The organism is Streptomyces sp. NPDC101219, assembly GCF_044767675.1.
In the GTDB taxonomy this organism is placed as follows: domain Bacteria; phylum Actinomycetota; class Actinomycetes; order Streptomycetales; family Streptomycetaceae; genus Streptomyces.
The window spans coordinates 1-20,625 of sequence record NZ_JBIWOK010000027.1 but is presented as its reverse complement, the minus strand read 5'-3'; the positions used below and the strand labels follow the sequence as shown (position 1 = coordinate 20,625).

The window sequence follows — 20,625 nt, the reverse complement described above, 5'->3', positions numbered from 1 at the left end:
GGGCGGTCGATGTGGTCGTGCACGGGACACCTCCGGATCGGTCGCCGTCAGCATCCACCGGCGGCGGTGGCCGGCGCGGCGGCCGATGGTCTTGTCGGACAGGGCCGTTGGTCCTTCTTCGTGCCAGTGCAAGAGGGCCGGACGGACCGTCGGAGAGGCAGCGCGTGCGGGGATCCCCTGCGGCAGTCGGCCACGTCGCCGTACGCGCTGCGCCTGCGGCGGTCAGGGACGGGAAAGGGCCGCCCGGCCGGCACGGAATGCGGTCGTACCGATGGGCACCCGCGGCTCGATCCATGCCCGGCATGCAGGGTCGGGCGCGCTGGCCTCTCGGCCGGCCGGTCCCCGCCACAGGGACCATCGGGCCCTGTGGCGACCTGCAGGATGGGGTCGGAAGGCCATCCGGCAGGGACCGCCAGTCCCAGGCGGGGGGCGCGGTGTGCCGCCTAGCGTTCCCGGTCATGGAGAACGATCAGAACGCACGGCGTGAGGCGCTGCGCGCCGGTGAAAGCTGGCCGCTGGCCGCCCGCAGGCTGCTCACCCGCCGCGAGGTGTCCGCCGACGGACGCGCCGTGTTCGGCACGGGCGATCCGAAGTGGGAGGGCTTCTACCGGGACCGGTGGGCGCACGACAAGGTGGTGCGCTCCACGCACGGGGTGAACTGCACCGGTTCGTGCTCGTGGATGGTGTACGTCAAGGACGGGATCATCACCTGGGAGCACCAGGCCACCGACTATCCGTCGATCGGCGCGGACTGCCCGGAGTACGAGCCGCGCGGTTGCCCCCGGGGGGCGTCGTTCTCCTGGTACACCTACTCCCCCAGCCGGGTCCGCTACCCCTACGTGCGCGGTGCCTTGCTGAAGCTGTGGCGCGAGGCCCGCAGACGGCTGGGCGACCCGGTGGCCGCCTGGGCCGAGATCACCGGCGACCCGGCGAAGGCGCGGGCGTACAAGCGGGTGCGCGGCAAGGGCGGTCTGGTGCGCGCCGACTGGGACGAGGTGAGCGAGCTGATCGCCGCCGCCCAGGTGCACACCGTCAAGACGTACGGTCCCGACCGCGTCGCCGGCTTCTCGCCCATCCCCGCGATGTCGATGGCGTCCTTTGCGGCAGGGGCACGGTTCCACTCACTGATCGGCGGCACGCTGCTGTCGTTCTACGACTGGTACGCCGACCTGCCGATCGCCTCCCCGCAGGTGTTCGGCGACCAGACGGACGTGCCGGAGGCGGCCGACTGGTGGAACGCCGGCTACCTGATCATGTGGGGCTCCAACATCCCGGTCACCCGCACACCCGACGCGCACTTCCTGACCGAGACCCGCTACAACGGCACCAAGGTCGTCGCGGTCAGCCCGGACTACGCGGACAACGTCAAGCACGCCGACGAGTGGATGTCCCCGCACCCCGGCACCGACGGGGCGCTGGCGATGGCCATGGGGCATGTGATCCTGCGCGAGTTCCTCGTGGACCGCGAGGTGCCCTACTTCCAGGACTACCTGCGGAAGTTCACCGACGCGCCGTTCCTGGTGACCCTGCGCGAGCACGACCACGGTCTCGTCCCGGACGGGTTCCTGACCGCCGCGGACCTCGGCCGGGACGGCGAGGAGAACGCGGAGTCCAAGACCGTCCTCCTGGACCGGGTCACGGGCGAGCCCGTGGTCCCCGGCGGCTCGCTCGGCTTCCGGTGGGGGGAAGCCGGGCGGGGCCGCTGGAACCTCGACCTGGGTGACGTCATCCCTGAGCTGAGCCTTCTGGAGCGTGCGGTGGACACGGCGGAGGTCGCGCTGCCCCGCTTCGACGAGGGAACCACGGAGGGCGGTTCGGTCATGGTCCGGGGCGTTCCGGTCCGCCGGATCGGCGGCCGGCTCGTCACCACCGTCTTCGACCTGATGCTCGCCCAGTACGGGGTACGGCGCCCCGGGCTGCCGGGCACATGGCCGTCGTCGTACGAGGACGCGAGCGAGCCGTACACGCCCGCCTGGCAGGAGACGATCACCTCGGTTCCTGCGGAGCAGGCGGCCCGGATCGCCCGGGAGTTCGCCCGCAACGCCGAGCGCACCCAGGGCCGTTCGATGATCGCGCTGGGTGCCGGAACCAACCACTGGTTCCACTCCGACACCATCTACCGCGCCTTCCTGGCCCTGACCACCATGACCGGCTGCCAGGGCGTCAACGGCGGCGGCTGGGCGCACTACGTCGGCCAGGAGAAGGTCCGCCCGGTCACCGGGCAGCAGCATCTGTCGTTCGCCTTCGACTGGCAGCGGCCCACCCGGCACATGGCGGGCACCTCGTACTGGTACCTCAACTCCGACCAGTGGCGCTACGAGGCGTTCGGACCCGACGAGCTGGCCTCCCCGCTCGGCAACGGCCGGTTCAAGGGCAAGGCGTTCGCGGACACACTCGCGCAGGCCGTGCGGCTGGGCTGGACTCCGGGTCACCCCGGCTTCAACCGCAATCCCCTCGACCTGACCGACGAGGCAGCCGCCGCAGGGCGGCCGGTCGCCGAGCACATCGTCGACGAACTGAAGTCGGGGCGGCTGCGGTTCGCCGCCGAGGACCCCGACGACCCGGCCAACTTCCCGCGCGTACTGACCGTGTGGCGGGCGAACCTGCTGGGTTCCTCCGGCAAGGGCAACGAGTACTTCCTGCGCCATCTGCTGGGCACCGACGCGGCAGTCCGCTCCGAGGAGACCCCGGCCGAGCACAGGCCGAAGGACGTGGTGTGGCGGGACGAGGCGCCCGAGGGCAAGGTCGACCTGCTGGTCACCATGGACTTCCGGATGACCTCCACCGGTCTGTTCTCCGACGTCGTCCTGCCGGCCGCGACCTGGTACGAGAAGGACGACCTGTCCAGCACGGACATGCACCCCTTCGTGCACGCCTTCACCCCGGCCATCGCCCCGCCCTGGCAGGCCCGCACCGACTACGACACCTTCCTGACCATGGCCGACAGGTTCAGTGAGCTGGCCGCCGAGCACCTGGGCACGCGTACTGACGTCCTGGCGGTGCCGCTGCTGCACGACACCCCCGACGAACTCGCCCAGCCGGGCGGGGTGGTGCGGGACTGGAAGACCGGGGAGTGCGAGCCGATACCGGGCCGGACCATGCCCAAGCTGGCCGTCATCGAACGGGACTACGCCACGATCGCGCAGAAGATGCGCGCCGTCGGCCCGCTGCTGGACACCCTGGGCACCACCACCAAGGGCGTCACCGTACGCCCCGACCGGGAGATCGAGGACCTGCGCCGGCGCAACGGCACCGTCCGGGACGGGATCGCCGCCGGCCGGCCCTCGCTCGCCACCGCCTCCGACATGTGCGAGGCGATCCTCGCCCTGTCCGGCACCACCAACGGCCGCCTGGCCACCGAGGGCTTCCGCGAACTCGAGCGGCAGACCGGCAGCGAAGGTCTCGTCGAGCTCGCCTCCGAACGCGAGGCCGAGCGGATCACCTTCGCCGACACCCGCGCCCAGCCACGCTCCGTGATCACCTCCTACGAGTGGTCGGGCTCGGAGACGGGTGGCCGCCGCTACTCCCCGTTCGTCATCAACACCGAGCACAAGAAGCCCTGGCACACCCTCACCGGCCGCCAGCACTTCTTCGTCCAGCACGACTGGATCGCCGAACTCGGTGAGCAACTACCGGTCTACCGGCCGCCGTTGAACACCCCCCGGCACTACGGCGACGAGCAGCTGCGCGAGGACGGCCGGGCCGAGGTCACCGTCCGCTATCTCACCCCGCACTCGAAGTGGTCCATCCACTCCAACTACCAGGACAACAAGTACATGCTCGACCTGTCCCGCGGCGGCCCGGTCATCTGGATGTCCCTGGAGGACGCCGAGAAGATCGGCGTCAAGGACAACGAGTGGATCGAGGCGTACAACCGCAACGGCGTCGTCGCCGCCCGCGCCGTGGTCACCCACCGGATGCCGGAGGGAACCGTGTACATGTACCACGCCCAGGACCGCAACGTGAACGTCCCGAAGACCGAGGTCAGTGGCCGCCGCGGCGGCATCCACAACTCGCTGACCCGCCTGCTGCTCAAACCCACCCACCTCGCCGGCGGCTACGCCCAGTTCACCTACGCCTTCAACTACTACGGACCCACCGGCAACCAGCGCGACGAGGTCACCGTCATCCGTCGTCGCTCGCAGGATGTGGAGTACTGACATGCGCGTGATGGCTCAAGTGGCGATGGTGATGAACCTCGACAAGTGCATCGGGTGCCACACCTGCTCGGTCACCTGCAAGCAGACGTGGACCAACCGCACCGGCGTCGAGTACGCCTGGTTCAACAACGTCGAGACCAAGCCCGGCGTCGGCTACCCCCGCCGCTACGAGGACCAGGAGCAGTGGAAGGGCGGTTGGATGCTCGACCGGCGCGGACGTCTCGTCCTGCGCTCCGGGGGGCGGGTCAAGCGGCTGCTCTCGCTGTTCTCCAACCCCGACCTGCCGTCCCTGGAGGACTACTACGAGCCGGTCACCTACGACTACGACAACCTCATCAGCGCCCCCGCCGGCCCGGACGTGCCCGTCGCCCGGCCCCGCTCGGTCCTCACCGGGAAGCCCACGGCCATCACGTGGGGGGCCAACTGGGAGGACGGGCTCGGCGGCGCCCCGGAGAACGCCGGCGCCGACCCCAACCTGTCGGGCGAGTGGGCCGAGAAGGTGAGGTTCGAGTTCGAGCAGACCTTCCTCTTCCACCTGCCCCGGCTGTGCGAGCACTGCCTCAACCCCGCCTGTGTCTCCGCCTGTCCGTCGGGCGCCATGTACAAGCGGGTCGAGGACGGCATCGTCCTGGTCGACCAGGACAAGTGCCGCGGCTGGCGGATGTGCGTGACGGCGTGCCCGTACAAGAAGGTGTACGTCAACCACACCACCGGCAAGGCCGAGAAGTGCACCTTCTGCTTCCCGCGCATCGAGGCCGGGCAGCCCACCGTCTGCTCCGAGACCTGCGTCGGCCGGCTGCGCTACCTCGGCCTGCTGCTGTACGACGCCGACCGCGTCGGCGAGGCCGCCGCCACCCCGGACGAGAAGGACCTGCTGGACGCCCAGCGGGGCGTCTTCCTCGACCCGCACGACCCCGAGGTCGCCGCCGCCGCCCGGGCGTCGGGCATACCCGAGGACTGGCTGGAGGCGGCCCGCCGCTCCCCCGTGTACGACCTGGTCATGCGCTACAGGGTCGCGCTGCCCCTGCACCCGGAGTACCGCACCCTGCCCATGGTCTGGTACGTACCGCCGCTCTCCCCGGTACTGGACGCCGTCGACGCGGCCGGCGGCGACCAGGACGACCCCGACCACGTGTTCGCCGCCGTCACCCGGCTGCGCATCCCCCTGGAGTACCTGGCGGAACTGTTCACCGCCGGCGACTCGGAGGTGGTCGCCGGAGTGCTGATGAAGCTCACCGCGCTGCGCTCGTACATGCGCGAGCGCACCCTCGGCGAGGCCGGCGACGAGGCCGTGCTCAAGGCCGTCGGGCTCACCGTGCGCGAAGCGGAGGACCTGCACCGACTCCTCGCCGTCGCCAAATACCAGGACCGCTACGTCGTCCCCGCCGCCCACAAGGAGGACGCCGCCGCGCTCACCGCGATGGAGAACCGCTGCCCGGTCGAGACGTCCGGCGACCCCGAGCCCCGCAAGATCATGCTCGGCATCCCCACCCTGCGCCGCAACACCACTGCCGGAGGCCGATCGTGAGCCCGCTGCCGGCATCGATTCCCGCCCTCGTCCGCACCCGCGTCCGGGCCGCCGTACGCCGCCCAGCCAGGCTCACCCCCGAGGAGACGGCGGGCCGGGCGCTGACACTGCGGCTCGTATCGCTGCTTCTGCAGTATCCGGACGCAGAACTGACCGCAGCGCGTGCTGAGTTGACCACCGTAGTCGCGGCTCTGCCGGCCACGCCCGCGGCGGAACACCTCGCCCGGTTCACCGACTGGTTCGGCGCACAGGATCCCGAGGCGCTGGAGCGGCACTACGTCGAGATGTTCGACCTGCGCCGCAAGAGCAGCCTCTACCTCACCTACTACCTGCACGGCGACACCCGCCGCCGCGGCATGGCCCTGCTCACCCTCAACCAGCGTTACCGGGCCGCCGGCTGGGACACCGGCGGCGGTGAACTCCCCGACCACCTTCCGGTCGTCCTGGAGTTCGCCGCCCTGGCAGGCCCCGGTGGCGGCGAGGCCCCCCTGCGCCAGCACCGACGCGGCCTGGAACTGATCCAACGGGCTCTGACCGACGCCGACTCCCCCTACCGACACCTCCTGGCCGCGCTGCTCACCCTGCTGCCCCCGCCCACCGAGGCCGACCGCGCGGCAGTGGCCCGGCTCGTCGCCGAGGGCCCGCCCGACGAGGAGGTCGGCCTCGACCCCTACGGGACCTATGGGGACGGGGAGTTCGCACCTCCCGGCACCTTCGTACCACCCATGCAGGCCCCGTCCACCCGAGTCCCGCCCGCCCCGACCAGCCGTACGGAAGGCCCTCGATGAACGCCGTACCCGCCCCCGCGGCCGCAGCCTCGGCAAGTGGTGCCGATCTGCTCCTGTGGGTCGCCGTCCCCTACATCTGCCTCGCCGTGTTCGTGGTCGGGCACATCTGGCGCTACCGTCAGGACCAGTTCGGCTGGACCTCCCGCACCACCCAGCTTCTCGAACACCGCTGGCTGCGCTGGGGCAGCCCGCTGTTCCACCTCGGTGCCTTCATGGTCATCGCCGGACATGTCGTGGGCCTCGCCATCCCGCACGCGTGGACCGAAGCCGTCGGCATCACAGAGCACACCTACCACTCCACGGCCGTCTGGGCCGGATCGGTCGCCGGCGTCGCCATGGTCACCGGACTCGGCATGCTGTGCGCCCGCCGGCTGCTGAACCGCCAGATCCGCCGGGGCACCGACCGCAGCGACAAGCTCCTCTTCCCCCTGCTGTCCGCCACCGTCCTGCTCGGCATCGCCGCCACCGCCGCCCACAACGTGTTCGGCGCCGGCTACGACTACCGCTCCACCGTCTCCGTCTGGTTCCGCGGCCTGTTCGTCCTCCAGCCCCACCCGGAGGCGATCTCCGGAGCCCCGCTGCTGTTCCAGCTCCACGCCCTGACCGCCTTCCTGCTCTTCGCCGCCTGGCCGTTCACCCGGCTGGTCCACGTGTGGAGCGCCCCGATCGGCTACCTGGTCCGCCCGTACCTGGTCTACCGGCGGCGCACCACACCGACGGCAGCCACGACGACGGGCGGCCGGCCCCGGCCGGCCTCGGGCTCCCGGCGAGCCGCATGAATCACGGACCCGCGCTTGCGCAGGCGGCCCCGTCCACCCGGTCTCCCGCCGCGGTGGGCGCGAGCCGCCGCACGGGATGGGTGATGGTCCTCACCGGGATCGTCGGCTGGCTGGCCTCCTTCCAGCTCACCGTGGACGACTGGCGGCTGCTGCGCGACCCCGCATACCAGCCGCCGTGCGACATCAGCCCCGTCGTGAGCTGCGGCAGCGTCATGTCCAGTCCGCAGGGCAGTCTGCTCGGCTTCCCCAACATGCTGTTCGGGCTGGGTGCCTTCGCCGCGGTGACCGCCCTGGGTATCGCCGTGCTCTGCGGGGCGCGACTGCACCGCCGGCTGTGGCTCGCGCTGACCGCCGGCGCGCTGGTGGGAGTGGTGTTCGCGCACTGGCTGATCGGTCAGTCGCTCTACGAGCTCAACAAGCTCTGCCCCTACTGCGCCGTGGTCTGGATCGTCACCATCGCCCTGTTCTGGTACGTCACCCTGCACTGCCTGGAACGGGGGATCGTCCCCGTGCCCCGAGGCGTGCTGCATGTCGTCCGCGACACCCACTGGCTGCTCCTCGGCGCCTGGTACGGCGTGATCGCGCTTCTCGTCCTCACCCGCTTCTGGCCGTACTGGAGCAGCCTGCCGTAACCGGCCACCGCCCTCCGCGCAAGCCGCGCACTGGTCGCACATGACCCTGGCCATGACTGCCCACGCCTGCCTGACCGTCCTGCGCGCCCGCGAGCCGGACACCGGGACAGCAGAAACGGATCATCCCGGCTCATTCACCTCGGCCTCGCCGGGATACGACGGCTGATCACCCGTCTCACCGACCGCCGACCCGCCCCCGTCGAGCACATCCTGTACTGGTCGGCCTGGCGCCGAGAACGACAACACCAGGCCCGAACCAGCCACTACGAACGACTCGGAAACAGCCCCTGACCTGGCCGGCAGTCACGTAAGCACCGTTGCAGTACTGGGCCCCATGGCACAGGGCGGCGGCCGCCGTGGTCACCGGTACGGCGCTGCAGGGGCCCGTCACCCGGGCCGGAGACCCACACGCACCAGCCGCGCCGTGACCACCTCCGCCCCGGTTTCACCGCAGACCGGCGGCGGCCGCGGTCGTTGCCGTCGGACCGGGCCACACGGCCGAGGCGTCGTCCCGGTACGGGTCGGGCAGGCGGATCGGGCGGACGGGGACCGGGCCGGCACCGTTGCCGGTGACCGCCGTCCAGGGGACGGGCCGACCGGAATAGCACAGGGCGGTCAGCGCGAAGGTCTCGTCGGCGTAGACCTCGACGTATTCGCCGACCGTGAGGATGCGCAACGCGCCGGGGGGACTCGACAGGACGCTCTGTGCCAGTACCCTTCCGCCGGGCCCGGTGATCCGGAGGTCCTTGCCGTCGCAGGCCACGGCGAGGGCGGCACGGTCGTTGCCCGCACCTTCGGCGCGCAGGACGACCTCGGTGCGGCCGCCGACGTCGACGCGGCCGACCGCGTGCAAGGGGGCGTCGTACGTCTCCTGGCCGAGCCAGGTCTCCAGGCCCGGCCACCATTCCAGTCGAGGCGCCGAATCCGCGGACGTGATCAGGGACTTGGGCTGGGCCAGCATGCCGCGGCAGCGGTCGCCGGTGTCGGTGAGGCCGACGCGGCGCGGGGTGGTGTGCAGCACGACGCGGGAGCCGCCGGGGGCGGCGACGACACGCGGGGCGTACGCGCCCGTCGGGCCGAGCGGGCCGCGACGGGTCCACGGGCCGCGCAGGCGGGGCGCGGTCCACGCCTCGAAGCCCCGGGTGGCGCCGATGGAGCCGAGCAGCAGCCAGCTGCCGTCGTCGAGGCGCTCGAGGACCGGGCACTCCAGCTCGTCGACGTCGCCGGGAGAGACGAGCGGCGGGTGGACGGTCCAGTGTTCCAGGTCGTCGGAGGTGGCCCAGGCGACGCAGCCGCCGGCCTCGACCGGCAGGGAGGCGTCGGCGGCGCAGACCACCATGACCCAGCCGCCGGACTCGTCGTCGCGGACGACGAAGGGGTCGCGCCAGGCCATGCCTTCGCCTGTGCGGTACCAGCGCGGGTCGGCCTCGGCCACCGGATCCGTGCCGTGGCGGCGCCAGCCGGTGCCGTCGGTGCGATCGGAGTACGCCAGGCCGACCGACTGCAGCGGCCAGCCGTCCGGGGTGAGGCCGGAGACGGCGGTGTAGAGCATCGCCATGCCGGTGCCGTGCGGGAAGGCGTGCATGGTCCACACCGCCTGCTGGTCGAAGCGGCCCGGCAGGCCGTTGCCGAAGGCGGTGCCCTGCGGCTCCCAGTGGACCAGGTCGGCGGAGGTGGCCCGGCCGTAGGAGGTCTCCATGCGCAGGTGGTCGAACTCGGCCGTCCACGGGCCCTGCAGGTGCAGCACGGTGTAGGTGCCGTCCGCATGGCGCAGGAGGTCGAAGTCGTTCACGCAGAGGCCGGGCGGCGCGTATCGCATGGACAGGTCCTGTCTGCCGACAGCGGCACTCAAACGTGTGCGCTGTGAACTTGCTGGCGGGGGTCCCTCGGGGAGTCAGCCGAAGTAAATCTGAACGCAAACGCTTGCGCAACTGGGTGGTCGGGTTTACGGTCTCGTCACTCCCCCTCCCGCCGCCGTGCTGCCGGGCCCCGGCCACGCGGCGTGCACCCGATCAAGGAGCGTTCCGTGACGGTCAGCATCACCGATGTCGCCGAGGCCACCGGAGTCTCGGCGTCCACCGTGTCCCGCGCCCTGCGCGGCCGTCCCGGGGTGTCGGAGGAGATGCGGGCGCGGATCGTCGCGGCCGCCGCCGAACTGGGCTACACCGCCTCCCGCTCGGCCTCCAGCCTGGCTAGCGGGCGCACCCACACCGTCGGCGTCGTCGTCCCGTACGTCGGCCGCTGGTTCTTCGGCACGGTGCTGGACGCGGCCGAGAAGGTCTTCAGTGCCGCCGGTTACGACGTCCTGCTGTACAACCTCGGCTCACCGGAGGCGCGCAAGCGCTTCTTCACCAAGCTGCCGATCCGCAAGCGGGTCGACGCCGTGCTGTCCCTGTTGATCCCGGACCCGGAGGAGGCCGCCGCGCTGCGCTCCCTCGACGTGCCCCTGGCGACCACGGTCGGCGGCGCCCGGCCCGGCTTCACTGTGGTCGGCATCGACGACCGGGGCGGCGCGGAGAGCGCCGTACGGCACCTGGTGAACCTCGGTCACCGTCGGGTCGGCATGATCTCCGGGGCCAGCGAGCCACTGCACTGGACCACGCCCCTCGACCGCCGGCAGGGCTACCTCGACGTGCTGGCCGACGCCGGGATCGAGCCCGACCCCGTCCTGGAGGCGGACGGCGGTTACACGGTCGAGGGCGGCGAGCGGGCCATGACCGGGCTGCTGGCGCTGCGCCACCCGCCGACCGCCGTGTTCGCCCAGTCCGACGAGATGGCGATGGGCGCCCTGCGCGCCCTGCGCCGGCACCGGCTGAGGGTTCCGGAAGACGTGTCCGTCGTCGGTTTCGACGATCACGAGCTGTCCGAGGTGGTCGGGCTGACCACCGTGGCCCAGCCGGTCGCGGCTCAGGGCAGGGAGGTGGCCCGGCTGCTGCTGGCGCGGCTGGACGACCCGGACGCCGGGCCGGCGGACCCCGTCGAGATGCCCATCCGCTTCGTCCTCCGCGAGACCACCGCTCCGCCGCACAGCAGCCGGCGGCGGTAGCCCAGCCGCCTCGTCGACCGCCCGCTTCCGGAGGGCCGTTCCCACCGGAGGGCCATTCCCACCGGAGGGCCATTCCCACCGGAGGGCCATTCCCACCGGAGGGCCGTTCCCACCCGCCCCTGCCCCGCTCCCCCACTGTCCCCGCACCCACCGCACACCGCTCGGAGGCACCACCATGACCAACGGACCCGGAAGACACCGTCGCACGGGCCTGACCGCCCTCGCCCTCCTGCCACTGGCCGCGCTGGCCGCCTGCGGCGGCGGGAACGGCGCCGGCAACGCCTCTGCCGAGGAGGGCAGCGGCAAGGGCACCATCAGTGTCTGGGCCCACCAGGGCCAGGCGAGCGAGACGGCTGCGTTGCAGAAGGCCGTGCGGACCTTCAACTCCTCGCAGAGCGACATCAAGGTTGAGCTGAAGCTGATCCCCGAGAACGACTACACGAAGACCATCACCGCCACCGACCCCGCCGAACTGCCGGACGTGCTGGAGTTCGACGGCCCGACGATGGCGAACTTCGTCTACAACGGCAAGGTCGCCCCGGTCGACGGCCATGTCTCCGCCAAGACCCTCGGCAACGCCACCGACGCCGTCAAGGCGCAGGGCGAGATCGACGGCAAGCACTACGGCCTGGGCATGTTCGACGCCGGGCTCGGCGTGTATGCCAACAAGAAGCTGCTGGACGCGGCCGGCGTGAAGTACCCGACGCGGGTGGACGACGCCTGGACGGCCGAGGAGTTCGGCAAGGCGCTCGAGGCACTGAAGGCCGAGGACTCCGACGGCAAGGTCCTCGACCTGTCGGAGCAGTACGGCCTGGCCACGGAGTGGGGCACCTTCGGCTTCTCCCCGATCCTCTGGTCGTCCGGCGGGGCCCTGCTGAAGGACGGCAGGGCGGAGGGCGCCCTCGACAGTCCGAAGGCCGTCGCCGCGATGAAGACCTTCCAGTCCTGGAAGACGTACGTCGACCCCAACACCGACGGCAACGCCTTCGCCAAGGGCAAGGTGGCGCTGAGCTGGGTCGGCCACTGGATGTACCCCGCCTACAGCGAGGCCCTCGGCGACGACCTCGTCGTGCTGCCGCTGCCCGACTTCGGCAACGGCCCGAAGACCGGGCAGGGCTCCTGGGCCTGGGGCATCGGAGCCGGGAGCAAGAACGGCAAGGCCGCCGGCACCTTCCTGGACCACCTGCTGAACGACACCAACGTCGGCGCGATGACGAAGGCCAACGGCGCTGTGCCCGCCACCAGGACCGCGCTCGCCAAGAGCGAGCTGTACAAGGAGGGCGGCCCGCTCCAGCTCCTCGCCGACCAGCTCGCCCGGCCCTGCGGTGACAGCGACGTCAACGCCTCCTGCGTCGCCGTGACCCGGCCGGTGACCGCCGGATACCCCACGGTCACCGCCAAGTTCAACACCGCCCTGAACTCGATCTACGGCGGTGCCGACCCCGAAGAGGCCCTGCGCAAGGCCGCCCGGGCCATAGACCGGGACTTCACCGACAACGCCGGCTACGCGATCCCGTAGCCCGCAGGACGCATCGGCCGGGGCGGGCCACCGGCGACGTACCGACCACGCCCGCCCCGGCCGGGAAGAGGAACCCTCCCGTGAAAACCGTGGATACCGCGCACGCCGCGGCCCCTGGCCGGGCGCAGGCCGTCTCGCCTGCGCCTGTCGCGAAACCTTCGCGTCCCTCACGCGGCAACCGTGACCGGCTGCACGGGCTGCTGATGTCCGCCCCGGCCGTCGGCGGGCTGATCGCCTTCGTCGGCATCCCGTTCGGCTACGCCGTGGTGCTGTCCTTCTACAACGTCCGTCTCGGCTCGCCGCTGGAACCCGCCTTCTTCGGTGTGGAGCACTACCGGCGGCTGTTCACCGACCCCGACCTGTCCGGCCCGTTCCTGCGGGCGCTGCTGAACAACCTGACCTTCGCCGCGGTCGTCGTACCGCTCCAGACCGGCCTCGCGCTGGCGCTGGCGATCCTGCTCAACCGCAAGCTGAAGGCCATCGGCCTGTTCCGGTCCTTCTTCTTCATGCCGGTGGTCTTCCCGATGGCGCTGGTCGCCGTGATCTGGCGGCTGATCCTCGCCCGCAGCGAGCAGGGCATGCTCAACTCCCTGCTCGACGCGGTGACGTTCGGCAACTGGGGTGCCTTCGACTGGCTCGGCGACGGCCTCACCGCGATGGGCTCGATCGTCGTGCTGTCGGTGTGGCAGGGCGTAGGCTTCCAGATGGTCATCCTGCTGGCCGGCCTCCAGCAGATACCGGGCGAGCTCTACGAGGCCTCCCAGCTCGACCGGGCCTCGCGCTGGCAGCAGTTCCGGCACGTCACCCTGCCCGGCATCCGCGGCACCGTCGTCTTCGTCGCGATGCTGACGTCGGTGCTGTCCTTCCGGGTCTTCGACCAGGTGTACATCCTCATCCGTGGTGGCGGCCTGGACGAGAACGCCACCCGGACCATGATGTACCAGGCCGTCACCACGGCCTTCGACCAGAACGACATCGGGCAGGCCTCGGCCGTCACGGTGGTGTTCTTCCTGATCGTCGTCGCTCTGACGATCGTCCAGCGCCGCGTCGTCCGGCCCGACAACGAGGACTGACTCTCCATCATGGCCATGACCCCCATGCCCGCACGCCGCGTCCTCGACTATGCCGTCCTGAGCGTCCTGGCGTTCGTATTCGCCCTGCCCGCGCTCTACCTCTTCCTCGGCAGCCTCAAGCCGTCCGACGAGGTCCTGAACGGCCTGTCCGGCTTCCTGCCCACCCATCTCTCCTTCGACAACTACGCTGCCGTCTTCGACAGCCTCAACTCCGACAGCACCGGTTACTTCTGGCAGTTCATGGGCGTGTCGGTGCTGCTGTCGTTCGTGGTGGTGACGGGCGGTCTGATCGTCAACTCGATGGCGGCGTACGGGCTGACGCGGCTGAAGTGGCGCGGGCAGAACGCAGTGTTCACCCTGGTCCTGCTGCTGATGCTGATCCCGTTCGAGTCGGTGGCGGTGCCGCTGTTCTACATGTTCAACGGCCAGCGCAACACCCTGTACATCCAGGCGCTGCCCTTCGTCGCCAACGCCTTCGCCGTGTACCAGTTCCACACGTTCTTCAAGAAGATCCCGCCGAGCATCGAGGAGGCGGCCCGGCTGGACGGCGCGGGCCCCTGGCGCACGTTCTTCGCGATCATCGTGCCGATGTCGAGACCGGTGTTCGCCTCGGTCGCGATCCTCACCTTCCTCATCCAGTGGGGCTCCTTCCTGTGGCCGGTACTGATGGTGTCCGACCCGTCGGTGCGTCCCCTCCCGCTGGAGATGAGCGTCTTCCAGGGGCAGCAGCCTCCGGACTGGGGCCAGATCCTCGCCTTCGGCGTCCTGCTCGTCCTGCCGGTCCTCGTCGTCTTCGCCTTCTTCCAGCGCTGGTTCGTCCAAGGGGTCGCCAGTTCCGCCGTCAAGGGCTGACCGCAGCCGTGCGGGGCGGGGCGGCGCGGGCTCGGAAGTCCGTCGCCGCCCTGCACGGGGCCGGGGTCTTACTGATCGTTTCAGAATGGTGTCCTGGGGAGACACTGGCGATCCCTGGAAGAATCGCTTCAGCCACGGGCTCCGGGGGTGATGCCGTATGTCAGGGGTTGGAACTGCGCGAGACCTCGTGCTCGGTTACGTCCGTGCTCTGAACGCGATTGATGAGGCCATGAGGGTGGCGATTCCCTCGCTTGAGCGGCTGGCCGATGTCCTTGGCCTGGCCTGTTCGCGCCGGATCAGCCGGAGTGGGCACATCGGTAGCTACTCCTACAGGGTTCATGGGGCGGGATGCCGATTCCTCAGCGGCAACGGCGCTGAGGTCGATGTGGACTTCGCAGCCGGCGGGAGCGCAATTTTCGACCTCTGGCGGCTGCGCTGGTACGGGCTGAGCCTGCCGAATCCTCTTTACGTCACGGATGAGGACCTGCGGTCCGCAGTGCGGTCGCTGCAACCGCTGCTGGTCGAGGTGCGGCCGGGGTGGTTCAGCGTAGCCAGCTGATCGCTCCAGGATGAGGCCCGCAGACGGCGGAGGCACATGAGGCTGCAGGCCAGTTCGAGCAGGCCCTGATGGGCCCTGAGGGAGATCGACGCGTCGCTCGTAGCGGGTGCGGAGGCGTTTGAACCGGTGCAGCCAGGCGAAGGTGCGCTCGACGACCCAGCTCACCTGACCCAGCCCGGAACCGTGGGCGACGCCGCTTCGGGCGATCGACGGCTGATGCCCCGCACCCACAGCGGGCGGTGGTACGTGTCGAAGTCGTAGCCCCAGTCCGCATACCGACGTCGAGGTCTGCGGCGGGGGCGCCCCCGGGCTCCCCGAATCGGCGGGACCGCGTCGAGCAGGGACTCGAGCTCGGTGACATCGTGGTGTTGCCGCCGGTGAGCGTGACGGCGAGCGGGGTTCCGTGCCGATCGACGATCAAGTGGTGCTGGGAGCCGGGGCGAACGCGGTCGACGAATAAGGGTCCAACGTGGTCCCCCACCTTTTGAAGGCCCGGAGATGCGATCCGTCCACAGCACAGTCGTCCAGGTCCAGCAGTTCGGCGCCGCGCAGCTCGGTCAGCAGCGCGGCGTGCAGGCGTGGCCAGACGGCCGGCCTCGGTCCAGTCCCGCAGCCGGGGCCAAACCGTCACGCCGGAACAGCCCGCGGTCTCCGCCGGGGAGTCCCGCCACGCGACACCGGTCCGCAGTACGAACAGGACGCCGGCGAGTGCTGTTCGGTCAGGAACACGCAACTGCCCGGGATGCCGGTGGCACCGCGCAACTGCCCGGGATGCCGGTGGCACCGCTGGGGAGCGGGCGGCAGCCGTGAAGCCACCCGCTCCCACAAGTCGTCAGGAACAAGATCAGCACGCACCTGGGATCCCCTGCCGACCACCAATGGCCGAGCACAACACCCGCAGCTCAACTCGTTCCGAAGACGGTCCGCTATTCGGGCTGGGTCACCGTCAGGGACCAACGGATGCTGTCGTTCGAGGCGTCCACGCCGATGGTGAACGAGCCCTGCTTCACCACCCCGGGGTCCATGGTCACCGCACCCACGCCCACACCGTCGGCGGGGCAGTCCACCGAGAAGTCGGCCACCCGCTCCTGCTGGGAGTCCATCGAGACCGCCACGCTGCCGCCGCCCTCACATGCCACGGTGAGCACTGTGGGCAGCCTGTCCCAGGCCCCGCCCGACGCGACCCCGCCGTCTCCCGTCCGCTCCGGCACCCACACCAGGCCCTCGGGGCCCGGGTGAGGGAGCAGCACGTCCTCTGCTCCCGCTGCCGGTACCGCCATCGCAGTTGTCGCTGCGGCGGCCGCCAGCGTGATCGCCGCCATCCTGCGTACGCGCATGGTGATGTCTCCTCTGCTCTGATGCGCCATCAAGACATGGACATGGCAGTCTGACCCGTTGGCACTCTCCCGCGCATGAGTACGGCGACTCATGACAACAACCGCGCCGCCGCGGAGGCATGCAGGGGCCGCGTGTGCAAGTGCGCATGGACTTCCTGCTCCTGGCCCAGGACCGCTCCGCGGATCGTGGGGATGCCCTGTAGGCACTGCCGGTCCGGCACCGGCCCAGGGGCCCTCTCGGGCCAGCTGGGGAACGGTTCGCTCCCGGGCTGTGCCCGGGGCAGGAGAAGCCAACTAGTACGGCACTGTCCGTGCCTGCTGGCAGGATGGCGGGCATGTCGATCACGTACGTGGCGCGCCACGACGTTGCTGAAGAGCTCGTGGCGCACCGTACGGGGATGGCCGCCGGTCCGGCAGCGCCGCGGACCCTGCTGCCGGTCAGAGCCGCCGCCCTGGCCGCTCTCGCGTGCCTCGCGCATGGATGGCAGCTGGGGATCACGTCGGCCTACCTGCCCGGCTCCCTGTTGCGTGCCCCGCAGCGCTGACGAAGCCGTCGACCGGAAGGGGTATTCCGTCCCTGAGGGTGAGGGCGGGGTAGCGGTGGCTGGTCTTTCGGCGCTGCCTGACGATCGGGGCGGGCGGTAGGCTCCCACACGTGAGTTGATCTTCCGGGCGGCAGCCAAGTGCGGCCGCAGACGATGCGGGAGGCCTCGTGACGAGGCTTCCCCTGGCAGGCATACCCGTCGTCGCCACATAGGAGGTCCACACCATGACTGCTCAGCAGCCGCTCACCTATGACGCGTTCGTCGAACTCGCCGTCGCCGACGCAGCCGTCGTCGGTCTCGTCCTCAAGGGCTCCCGCGCCCATGACGGCATGACCACTGCGCACTCCGACCACGACCTGTACGTGATCGTGGCCGACGGCGCCAGGACCGGCCTGACCCGGTTCGCGGGTGGCCGCACTGCCGGGCTCGACCTCGTCGTCGTCACTCTGAGCGAGTTCTGCGGGGCCGGCATGCCCGAATGGGAACGCTATGCCCTTGCCCGTGCTCGGGTCGTGCTCGACCGGCTCGACGGTGCCATCGCCCGTGTCCTTGCCGACCGGGCCCGGCTGGATGCCGATGAGGCGTTCCGCGACTGCGGCGAATGGCTCGACGCCTACGCCAACTCCTCTTACCGATCGCTCAAGAACCACCGGGACGGCCTGGCGCTGGCGGCGCGCCTCGACGCTGCAGACAGCATGCGGTTCCTGCTCGAGTTTCTTTTCGCTCTCCACCGTCGTCCCCGCCCCTACAACAAGTATCTGGACTGGGAGCTCGCCCGGTACCCACTGCCGGGCTGGGACACCGGCATGCTGCTGCATGCCGTGGATCGCATCGCGGCAGCAGGCGATCAATCCCTGCAACGGCAGATGTTCGTCCGAGTCGAGCAGGCGGCCCGGGACGCCGGTCACGGCTCCGTGCTGGACGCCTGGGGCGACGCACTTGACCTCTTGCGACCGCACGCGGCGGACAGCCGCACCGACACCTGAGTTCCCCCCCTCGGTCAACAGTGCCGGGCCGGGATCTGTGACCGTGCAGCGTGCTTCGGCTCCTTCGGGTCCTTGGGCTCCCTGGGCTCCCTGGGCTCCTTGGAGCCGTTCGGCGTCCCCCCGGCGTCGGGGCCGTGCATCCGACCGGTGGACCGATCCCCCGGCCATGACGGCGAGGGAGACGGTCTCGAGCGAGGCTCGCGATCGCCGTCGGTGCAGGGCCACTCCGACCTGGCGGGCCCCATCGGTGGGGTGGTGGGAGGGTTCTGTTCGACCAGCCTGCGGCTGCCGTTCCGCCCCCGGTCCGGCCGCATCGGGTCCGGTGCGGCCCCGTGGGCGGGCCGTCCTCGTTCGGTCACCGGTGCGCTGTCTGGTCGTCCAGGGTGTCGAAGAGCAGGTTGAGGCCCTCCGCCATGGTGGGGTGGGTGAAGATCGCGTCGCGGACCTGCTGGTAGGGCAGTCGGCCGAGCATGGCCATCTGCACCGCGGAGAGCACCTCCCCGGCGTCGGGGCCCAGCAGGGCGGCGCCGAGGATCCGGTCCGTCGCGGAGTCGACAACAGCCTTCCAGGTGCCGGCCTGCTCGTGCAGGGTCTTGGCGCGCGGGATGGCGGCGACCTGGAGCCGGGCCACCTTCACGTCGTATCCCTGCGCACGGGCCTCGGTCTCCGTGAGTCCGATGCGGGCGAGCTCGGGCGTGGTGAAGACGGTGTAGGGCACGGTCCGGCCGCTGGTGACGGCGTCGCCGCCGGTGAGGTTGGCCCGCAGGATGCGGAAGTCGTGCCAGGAGGCGTGGGTGAACTGTGGGCTGCCCGCGACGTCCCCCGCCGCCCACACACCGTCGGCGGTGGTGCGCAGGTGATCGTCGACGGCGACGAACCCGCGGCCGGTCAGCCGCACCCCCGCCGCTTGAAGGCCGAGGCCTGCGGTGACCGGTGTCCGGCCGGTGGCCACCATGGCCGTCGGTCAGCCAGGTGACCGTCTGCAGACCGATGTGAGGGTGCGGTCCGATGTCCAGCCCGCTGTGCTCGGTGACGTCGGCGGGTCCCATGTGGTCGGCGAAGCACCAGGCCCCGACCGTGCGCCGGCCCCGACGGGGCAGGGCCCGCCGCACCCGGATCGCGCCCACGGCCGCCTCACGGCTGTCGCTCACCTCCAGGCAGGGCGGTTCGGGATGGCCGGTGTCGGCCTGATCGGCAGGCGCATCGACAGTGCTGACCGGTCCGCTCATCGCACAACCCCTCTTCCTGTCCTTCGCCGGTGAGTCAAGGATGTGCTCCATGCGCCCCTCCGGCACCCGGGAATACCCCGACGAGCCCCGTTCAGGCGCAGTGGGAGCCGTACGGTAAGCGCATTGCGGCTCGGAACGCCGGGACCGGGCTCGCGCGACCCGGCGGCCCCGGCGACCCTGTGTGCTTTCGGTAGGCCCTGCGCAGCGCCGACCCGCTGATCACCCCGCCGGCCCCGTGCGATCACGCGCCCACGCGCCGATCGCGTCCAGCCAGGGCCCACGGTCCTCATCGGTGAGCGCGATACCGGACGACATCTTCGCGATATTGGCCGGCGACGGGTGCGGCGGCCAGTGTGATGCCAGTCGGACGTCTGTTCCAGAGCCGGTTCCTGGCCTGGAGCGGATCGGCGCGAGCCTACTGCCCTGCTCCCTGCTCCCCGCCTCCTGCTTCCTGCTTCCTGCTTCCTGCTTCCTGCTTCCTGGAAAGATCAGGCCGCACTCCCCAGCCGCTGTAGAGGAAGAATCGAGAGAATCCTGTATGCCGACCACCATCGATGCCTACCAGGATCGTTGTGAGCAGCTGTTCCTGGCCGGGGGATACGCGGCTGTGCGGCGAGCGGCGCAGCAAGGGCTCGACGAGCTCGGGCCGTTGGCCGAGCTCTATTGCTGGCTGGCTCTGGGGCATGCCGCCGAGGACGAAGACGACCACGATGACCTTGCGGAAGAGGCGTTCCGGGCCGGACTGGCGCTGGAGGCCGGGCATCCTGGCCTGCTCGCCGGATATGCAGAACTGTGCCTGCGCGCCGATGCCTTCGACCATCCCGGCCGTGCGGCGCGTGCCGTGGACCTCTCACGGCGTCTGAAGGAGGTGGCTCCGCAGTCCCCCGAGGCCGATCGGCTATCCGCTGCGGAGCGCTGGGCTCGGCGCAGCTACTGGGACGACCTGAGGATGCAAGCAGCGGTCACCGCGCTGGGGGGACACGCGACCGAGGAGCAGGCACGCACTCTCGATGCGGACCGGAAGGATGCGGAGCGCGGGGTCAGCGTGCGTGACGCGGACGCCGACGCCGACGAGCGTGCAGCCGCCGTGCGCGCCGCGACGCTGGAGGCGCTGTCGGGTCCGTGGAACGCGCCGGTGCGCTTCATAGGCCGGTACCGCAGCGCCGCTTGGGGAGTGTGTGCCGGCCTGTGCGTCGTCACGAACACGGTGCTGCGTCAGAGCGGGATCGTGGACTCCTTCAGTCTCTGGGGTTTTCTCTGGGCCCTGCCGGTGCTGGTCGTCGACCGGCGGTTCACGGCCGTCCGCAGGCAGGCCGAAGCGCGCTACGTCGCGGACCTCGAGGCCAGGCTCGCCGCCCAGCAGTGATCCGGGGGCAGGCAGGCATCCCGGTCTGCGGTGCCTGTCGAACCGGCCGCCCGTTGGCGGGGGTGGGCAGGTGCCGTCCGGGGGCTCCGCTCGGCCTCGCCGGGGGTCGGCGCCGGGAGGAACCGCCGCCAGGGGGGTGCCTCTATGTCTTTCGTCAAGCTGCGAGGGGGCTTCTCGGTTCGTAGAAGGTTCCGTCGCGGAGCATGGCGAACAGGACGCTGATGCG

16 protein-coding genes and 4 pseudogenes are annotated in these 20,625 nt (G+C 70.7%); 14 read left to right on the top strand and 6 right to left on the bottom strand.

Annotated elements, in window-relative coordinates:
- The first annotated feature begins 458 nt into the window (after positions 1–458).
- From ACIRPP_RS31550 to ACIRPP_RS31525, 6 genes and pseudogenes are all read left to right on the top strand, one after another.
- Positions 459–4,160, top strand: a complete 3,702-nt coding sequence (locus ACIRPP_RS31550) for a nitrate reductase subunit alpha (protein ID WP_403650077.1) — start codon at positions 459–461, stop codon at positions 4,158–4,160.
- Position 4,161: 1 nt separating this feature from the next.
- Positions 4,162–5,688, top strand: a complete 1,527-nt coding sequence (gene narH / locus ACIRPP_RS31545; RefSeq protein WP_362102004.1) for a nitrate reductase subunit beta — start codon at positions 4,162–4,164, stop codon at positions 5,686–5,688.
- Positions 5,685–6,476: a nitrate reductase molybdenum cofactor assembly chaperone gene (narJ, locus tag ACIRPP_RS31540; protein ID WP_403650073.1), complete on the top strand. Its 792-nt coding sequence runs from the start codon at positions 5,685–5,687 to the stop codon at positions 6,474–6,476. Before narH ends, narJ begins: the two co-directional genes overlap by 4 nt.
- Complete coding sequence (narI, locus tag ACIRPP_RS31535) at positions 6,473–7,255, top strand: respiratory nitrate reductase subunit gamma (protein WP_403650070.1); 783 nt, start codon at positions 6,473–6,475, stop codon at positions 7,253–7,255. Before narJ ends, narI begins: the two co-directional genes overlap by 4 nt.
- Before the next feature lie 83 nt (positions 7,256–7,338).
- Positions 7,339–7,887 (top strand): vitamin K epoxide reductase family protein, encoded by a 549-nt coding sequence (locus ACIRPP_RS31530; protein ID WP_403650067.1) that lies wholly within the window; start codon positions 7,339–7,341, stop codon positions 7,885–7,887.
- 37 nt (positions 7,888–7,924) lie between these two features.
- Positions 7,925–8,053 (top strand): annotated as a pseudogene (locus tag ACIRPP_RS31525) (IS701 family transposase); the annotation flags it as partial.
- A gap of 279 nt (positions 8,054–8,332) precedes the next feature.
- Here the strand turns inward: ACIRPP_RS31525 and ACIRPP_RS31520 are convergent.
- Positions 8,333–9,706: a mucin-1 gene (locus ACIRPP_RS31520; RefSeq protein WP_403650064.1), complete on the bottom strand. Its 1,374-nt coding sequence runs from the start codon at positions 9,704–9,706 to the stop codon at positions 8,333–8,335.
- Between the two features lie 207 nt (positions 9,707–9,913).
- Between ACIRPP_RS31520 and ACIRPP_RS31515 the strand changes: the two genes are divergently transcribed.
- The 5 genes from ACIRPP_RS31515 (at position 9,914) to ACIRPP_RS31495 (ending at position 14,936) form a co-directional block, all read left to right on the top strand.
- A complete protein-coding gene (locus ACIRPP_RS31515; protein WP_403650061.1) occupies positions 9,914–10,933 on the top strand; it encodes a LacI family DNA-binding transcriptional regulator in 1,020 nt (339 codons plus the stop codon).
- Positions 10,934–11,108: 175 nt separating this feature from the next.
- Positions 11,109–12,452 (top strand): ABC transporter substrate-binding protein, encoded by a 1,344-nt coding sequence (locus tag ACIRPP_RS31510; protein WP_403650058.1) that lies wholly within the window; start codon positions 11,109–11,111, stop codon positions 12,450–12,452.
- 80 nt (positions 12,453–12,532) lie between these two features.
- A complete protein-coding gene (locus ACIRPP_RS31505) occupies positions 12,533–13,525 on the top strand; it encodes a carbohydrate ABC transporter permease (protein WP_403650055.1) in 993 nt (330 codons plus the stop codon).
- 9 nt (positions 13,526–13,534) lie between these two features.
- Positions 13,535–14,377 (top strand): carbohydrate ABC transporter permease, encoded by an 843-nt coding sequence (locus ACIRPP_RS31500; RefSeq protein WP_403650053.1) that lies wholly within the window; start codon positions 13,535–13,537, stop codon positions 14,375–14,377.
- 187 nt (positions 14,378–14,564) lie between these two features.
- Positions 14,565–14,936 carry a DUF6896 domain-containing protein gene (locus ACIRPP_RS31495; RefSeq protein WP_403650050.1) on the top strand — a complete coding sequence of 124 codons (372 nt, stop codon included), beginning with the start codon at positions 14,565–14,567 and terminating at the stop codon, positions 14,934–14,936.
- Positions 14,937–14,950: 14 nt separating this feature from the next.
- Here the strand turns inward: ACIRPP_RS31495 and ACIRPP_RS31490 are convergent.
- A pseudogene (locus ACIRPP_RS31490) lies at positions 14,951–15,791 on the bottom strand (IS5 family transposase); the annotation flags it as partial.
- Between the two features lie 71 nt (positions 15,792–15,862).
- Positions 15,863–16,273 carry a hypothetical protein gene (locus ACIRPP_RS31485; RefSeq protein ID WP_403650047.1) on the bottom strand — a complete coding sequence of 137 codons (411 nt, stop codon included), beginning with the start codon at positions 16,271–16,273 and terminating at the stop codon, positions 15,863–15,865.
- Positions 16,274–16,608: 335 nt separating this feature from the next.
- Between ACIRPP_RS31485 and ACIRPP_RS31480 the strand changes: the two genes are divergently transcribed.
- Complete coding sequence (locus ACIRPP_RS31480; protein ID WP_403650044.1) at positions 16,609–16,818, top strand: hypothetical protein; 210 nt, start codon at positions 16,609–16,611, stop codon at positions 16,816–16,818.
- Between the two features lie 224 nt (positions 16,819–17,042).
- Positions 17,043–17,804 carry a hypothetical protein gene (locus tag ACIRPP_RS31475; protein ID WP_403650041.1) on the top strand — a complete coding sequence of 254 codons (762 nt, stop codon included), beginning with the start codon at positions 17,043–17,045 and terminating at the stop codon, positions 17,802–17,804.
- Between the two features lie 355 nt (positions 17,805–18,159).
- Here ACIRPP_RS31475 and ACIRPP_RS31470 read toward each other — a convergent pair whose 3' ends face one another.
- The 3 genes and pseudogenes from ACIRPP_RS31470 to ACIRPP_RS31460 all read right to left on the bottom strand — a co-directional run.
- Entirely contained in the window at positions 18,160–18,759 is a 600-nt protein-coding gene (locus ACIRPP_RS31470; protein WP_403650038.1) for an FAD-dependent oxidoreductase, read from the bottom strand.
- Positions 18,760–18,787: 28 nt separating this feature from the next.
- Positions 18,788–19,033 (bottom strand): annotated as a pseudogene (locus tag ACIRPP_RS31465) (pirin family protein); the annotation flags it as partial.
- A 163-nt stretch (positions 19,034–19,196) separates the two neighbouring features.
- A pseudogene (locus ACIRPP_RS31460) lies at positions 19,197–19,375 on the bottom strand (gluconokinase); the annotation flags it as partial.
- 196 nt (positions 19,376–19,571) lie between these two features.
- Between ACIRPP_RS31460 and ACIRPP_RS31455 the strand changes: the two are divergent.
- A complete protein-coding gene (locus ACIRPP_RS31455) occupies positions 19,572–20,399 on the top strand; it encodes a hypothetical protein (RefSeq protein ID WP_403650036.1) in 828 nt (275 codons plus the stop codon).
- Positions 20,400–20,625: the final 226 nt, after the last annotated feature.

Excerpts from the sequence above, each read along its gene's own strand:
- ACIRPP_RS31455 (WP_403650036.1), top strand. The coding sequence starts at position 19,572 with ATGCCGACCACCATCGATGCCTACCAGGATCGTTGTGAGCAGCTGTTC.
- ACIRPP_RS31475 (WP_403650041.1), top strand. The coding sequence starts at position 17,043 with ATGACTGCTCAGCAGCCGCTCACCTATGACGCGTTCGTCGAACTCGCC.
- narI (WP_403650070.1), top strand. The coding sequence starts at position 6,473 with ATGAACGCCGTACCCGCCCCCGCGGCCGCAGCCTCGGCAAGTGGTGCC.
- ACIRPP_RS31500 (WP_403650053.1), top strand. The coding sequence starts at position 13,535 with ATGGCCATGACCCCCATGCCCGCACGCCGCGTCCTCGACTATGCCGTC.
- narH (WP_362102004.1), top strand. The coding sequence starts at position 4,162 with ATGCGCGTGATGGCTCAAGTGGCGATGGTGATGAACCTCGACAAGTGC.
- ACIRPP_RS31480 (WP_403650044.1), top strand. The coding sequence starts at position 16,609 with ATGTCGATCACGTACGTGGCGCGCCACGACGTTGCTGAAGAGCTCGTG.
- ACIRPP_RS31530 (WP_403650067.1), top strand. The coding sequence starts at position 7,339 with ATGGTCCTCACCGGGATCGTCGGCTGGCTGGCCTCCTTCCAGCTCACC.
- ACIRPP_RS31510 (WP_403650058.1), top strand. The coding sequence starts at position 11,109 with ATGACCAACGGACCCGGAAGACACCGTCGCACGGGCCTGACCGCCCTC.
- ACIRPP_RS31550 (WP_403650077.1), top strand. The coding sequence starts at position 459 with ATGGAGAACGATCAGAACGCACGGCGTGAGGCGCTGCGCGCCGGTGAA.
- ACIRPP_RS31470 (WP_403650038.1), bottom strand. The coding sequence starts at position 18,759 with ATGGTGGCCACCGGCCGGACACCGGTCACCGCAGGCCTCGGCCTTCAA.
- ACIRPP_RS31520 (WP_403650064.1), bottom strand. The coding sequence starts at position 9,706 with ATGCGATACGCGCCGCCCGGCCTCTGCGTGAACGACTTCGACCTCCTG.
- ACIRPP_RS31485 (WP_403650047.1), bottom strand. The coding sequence starts at position 16,273 with ATGCGCGTACGCAGGATGGCGGCGATCACGCTGGCGGCCGCCGCAGCG.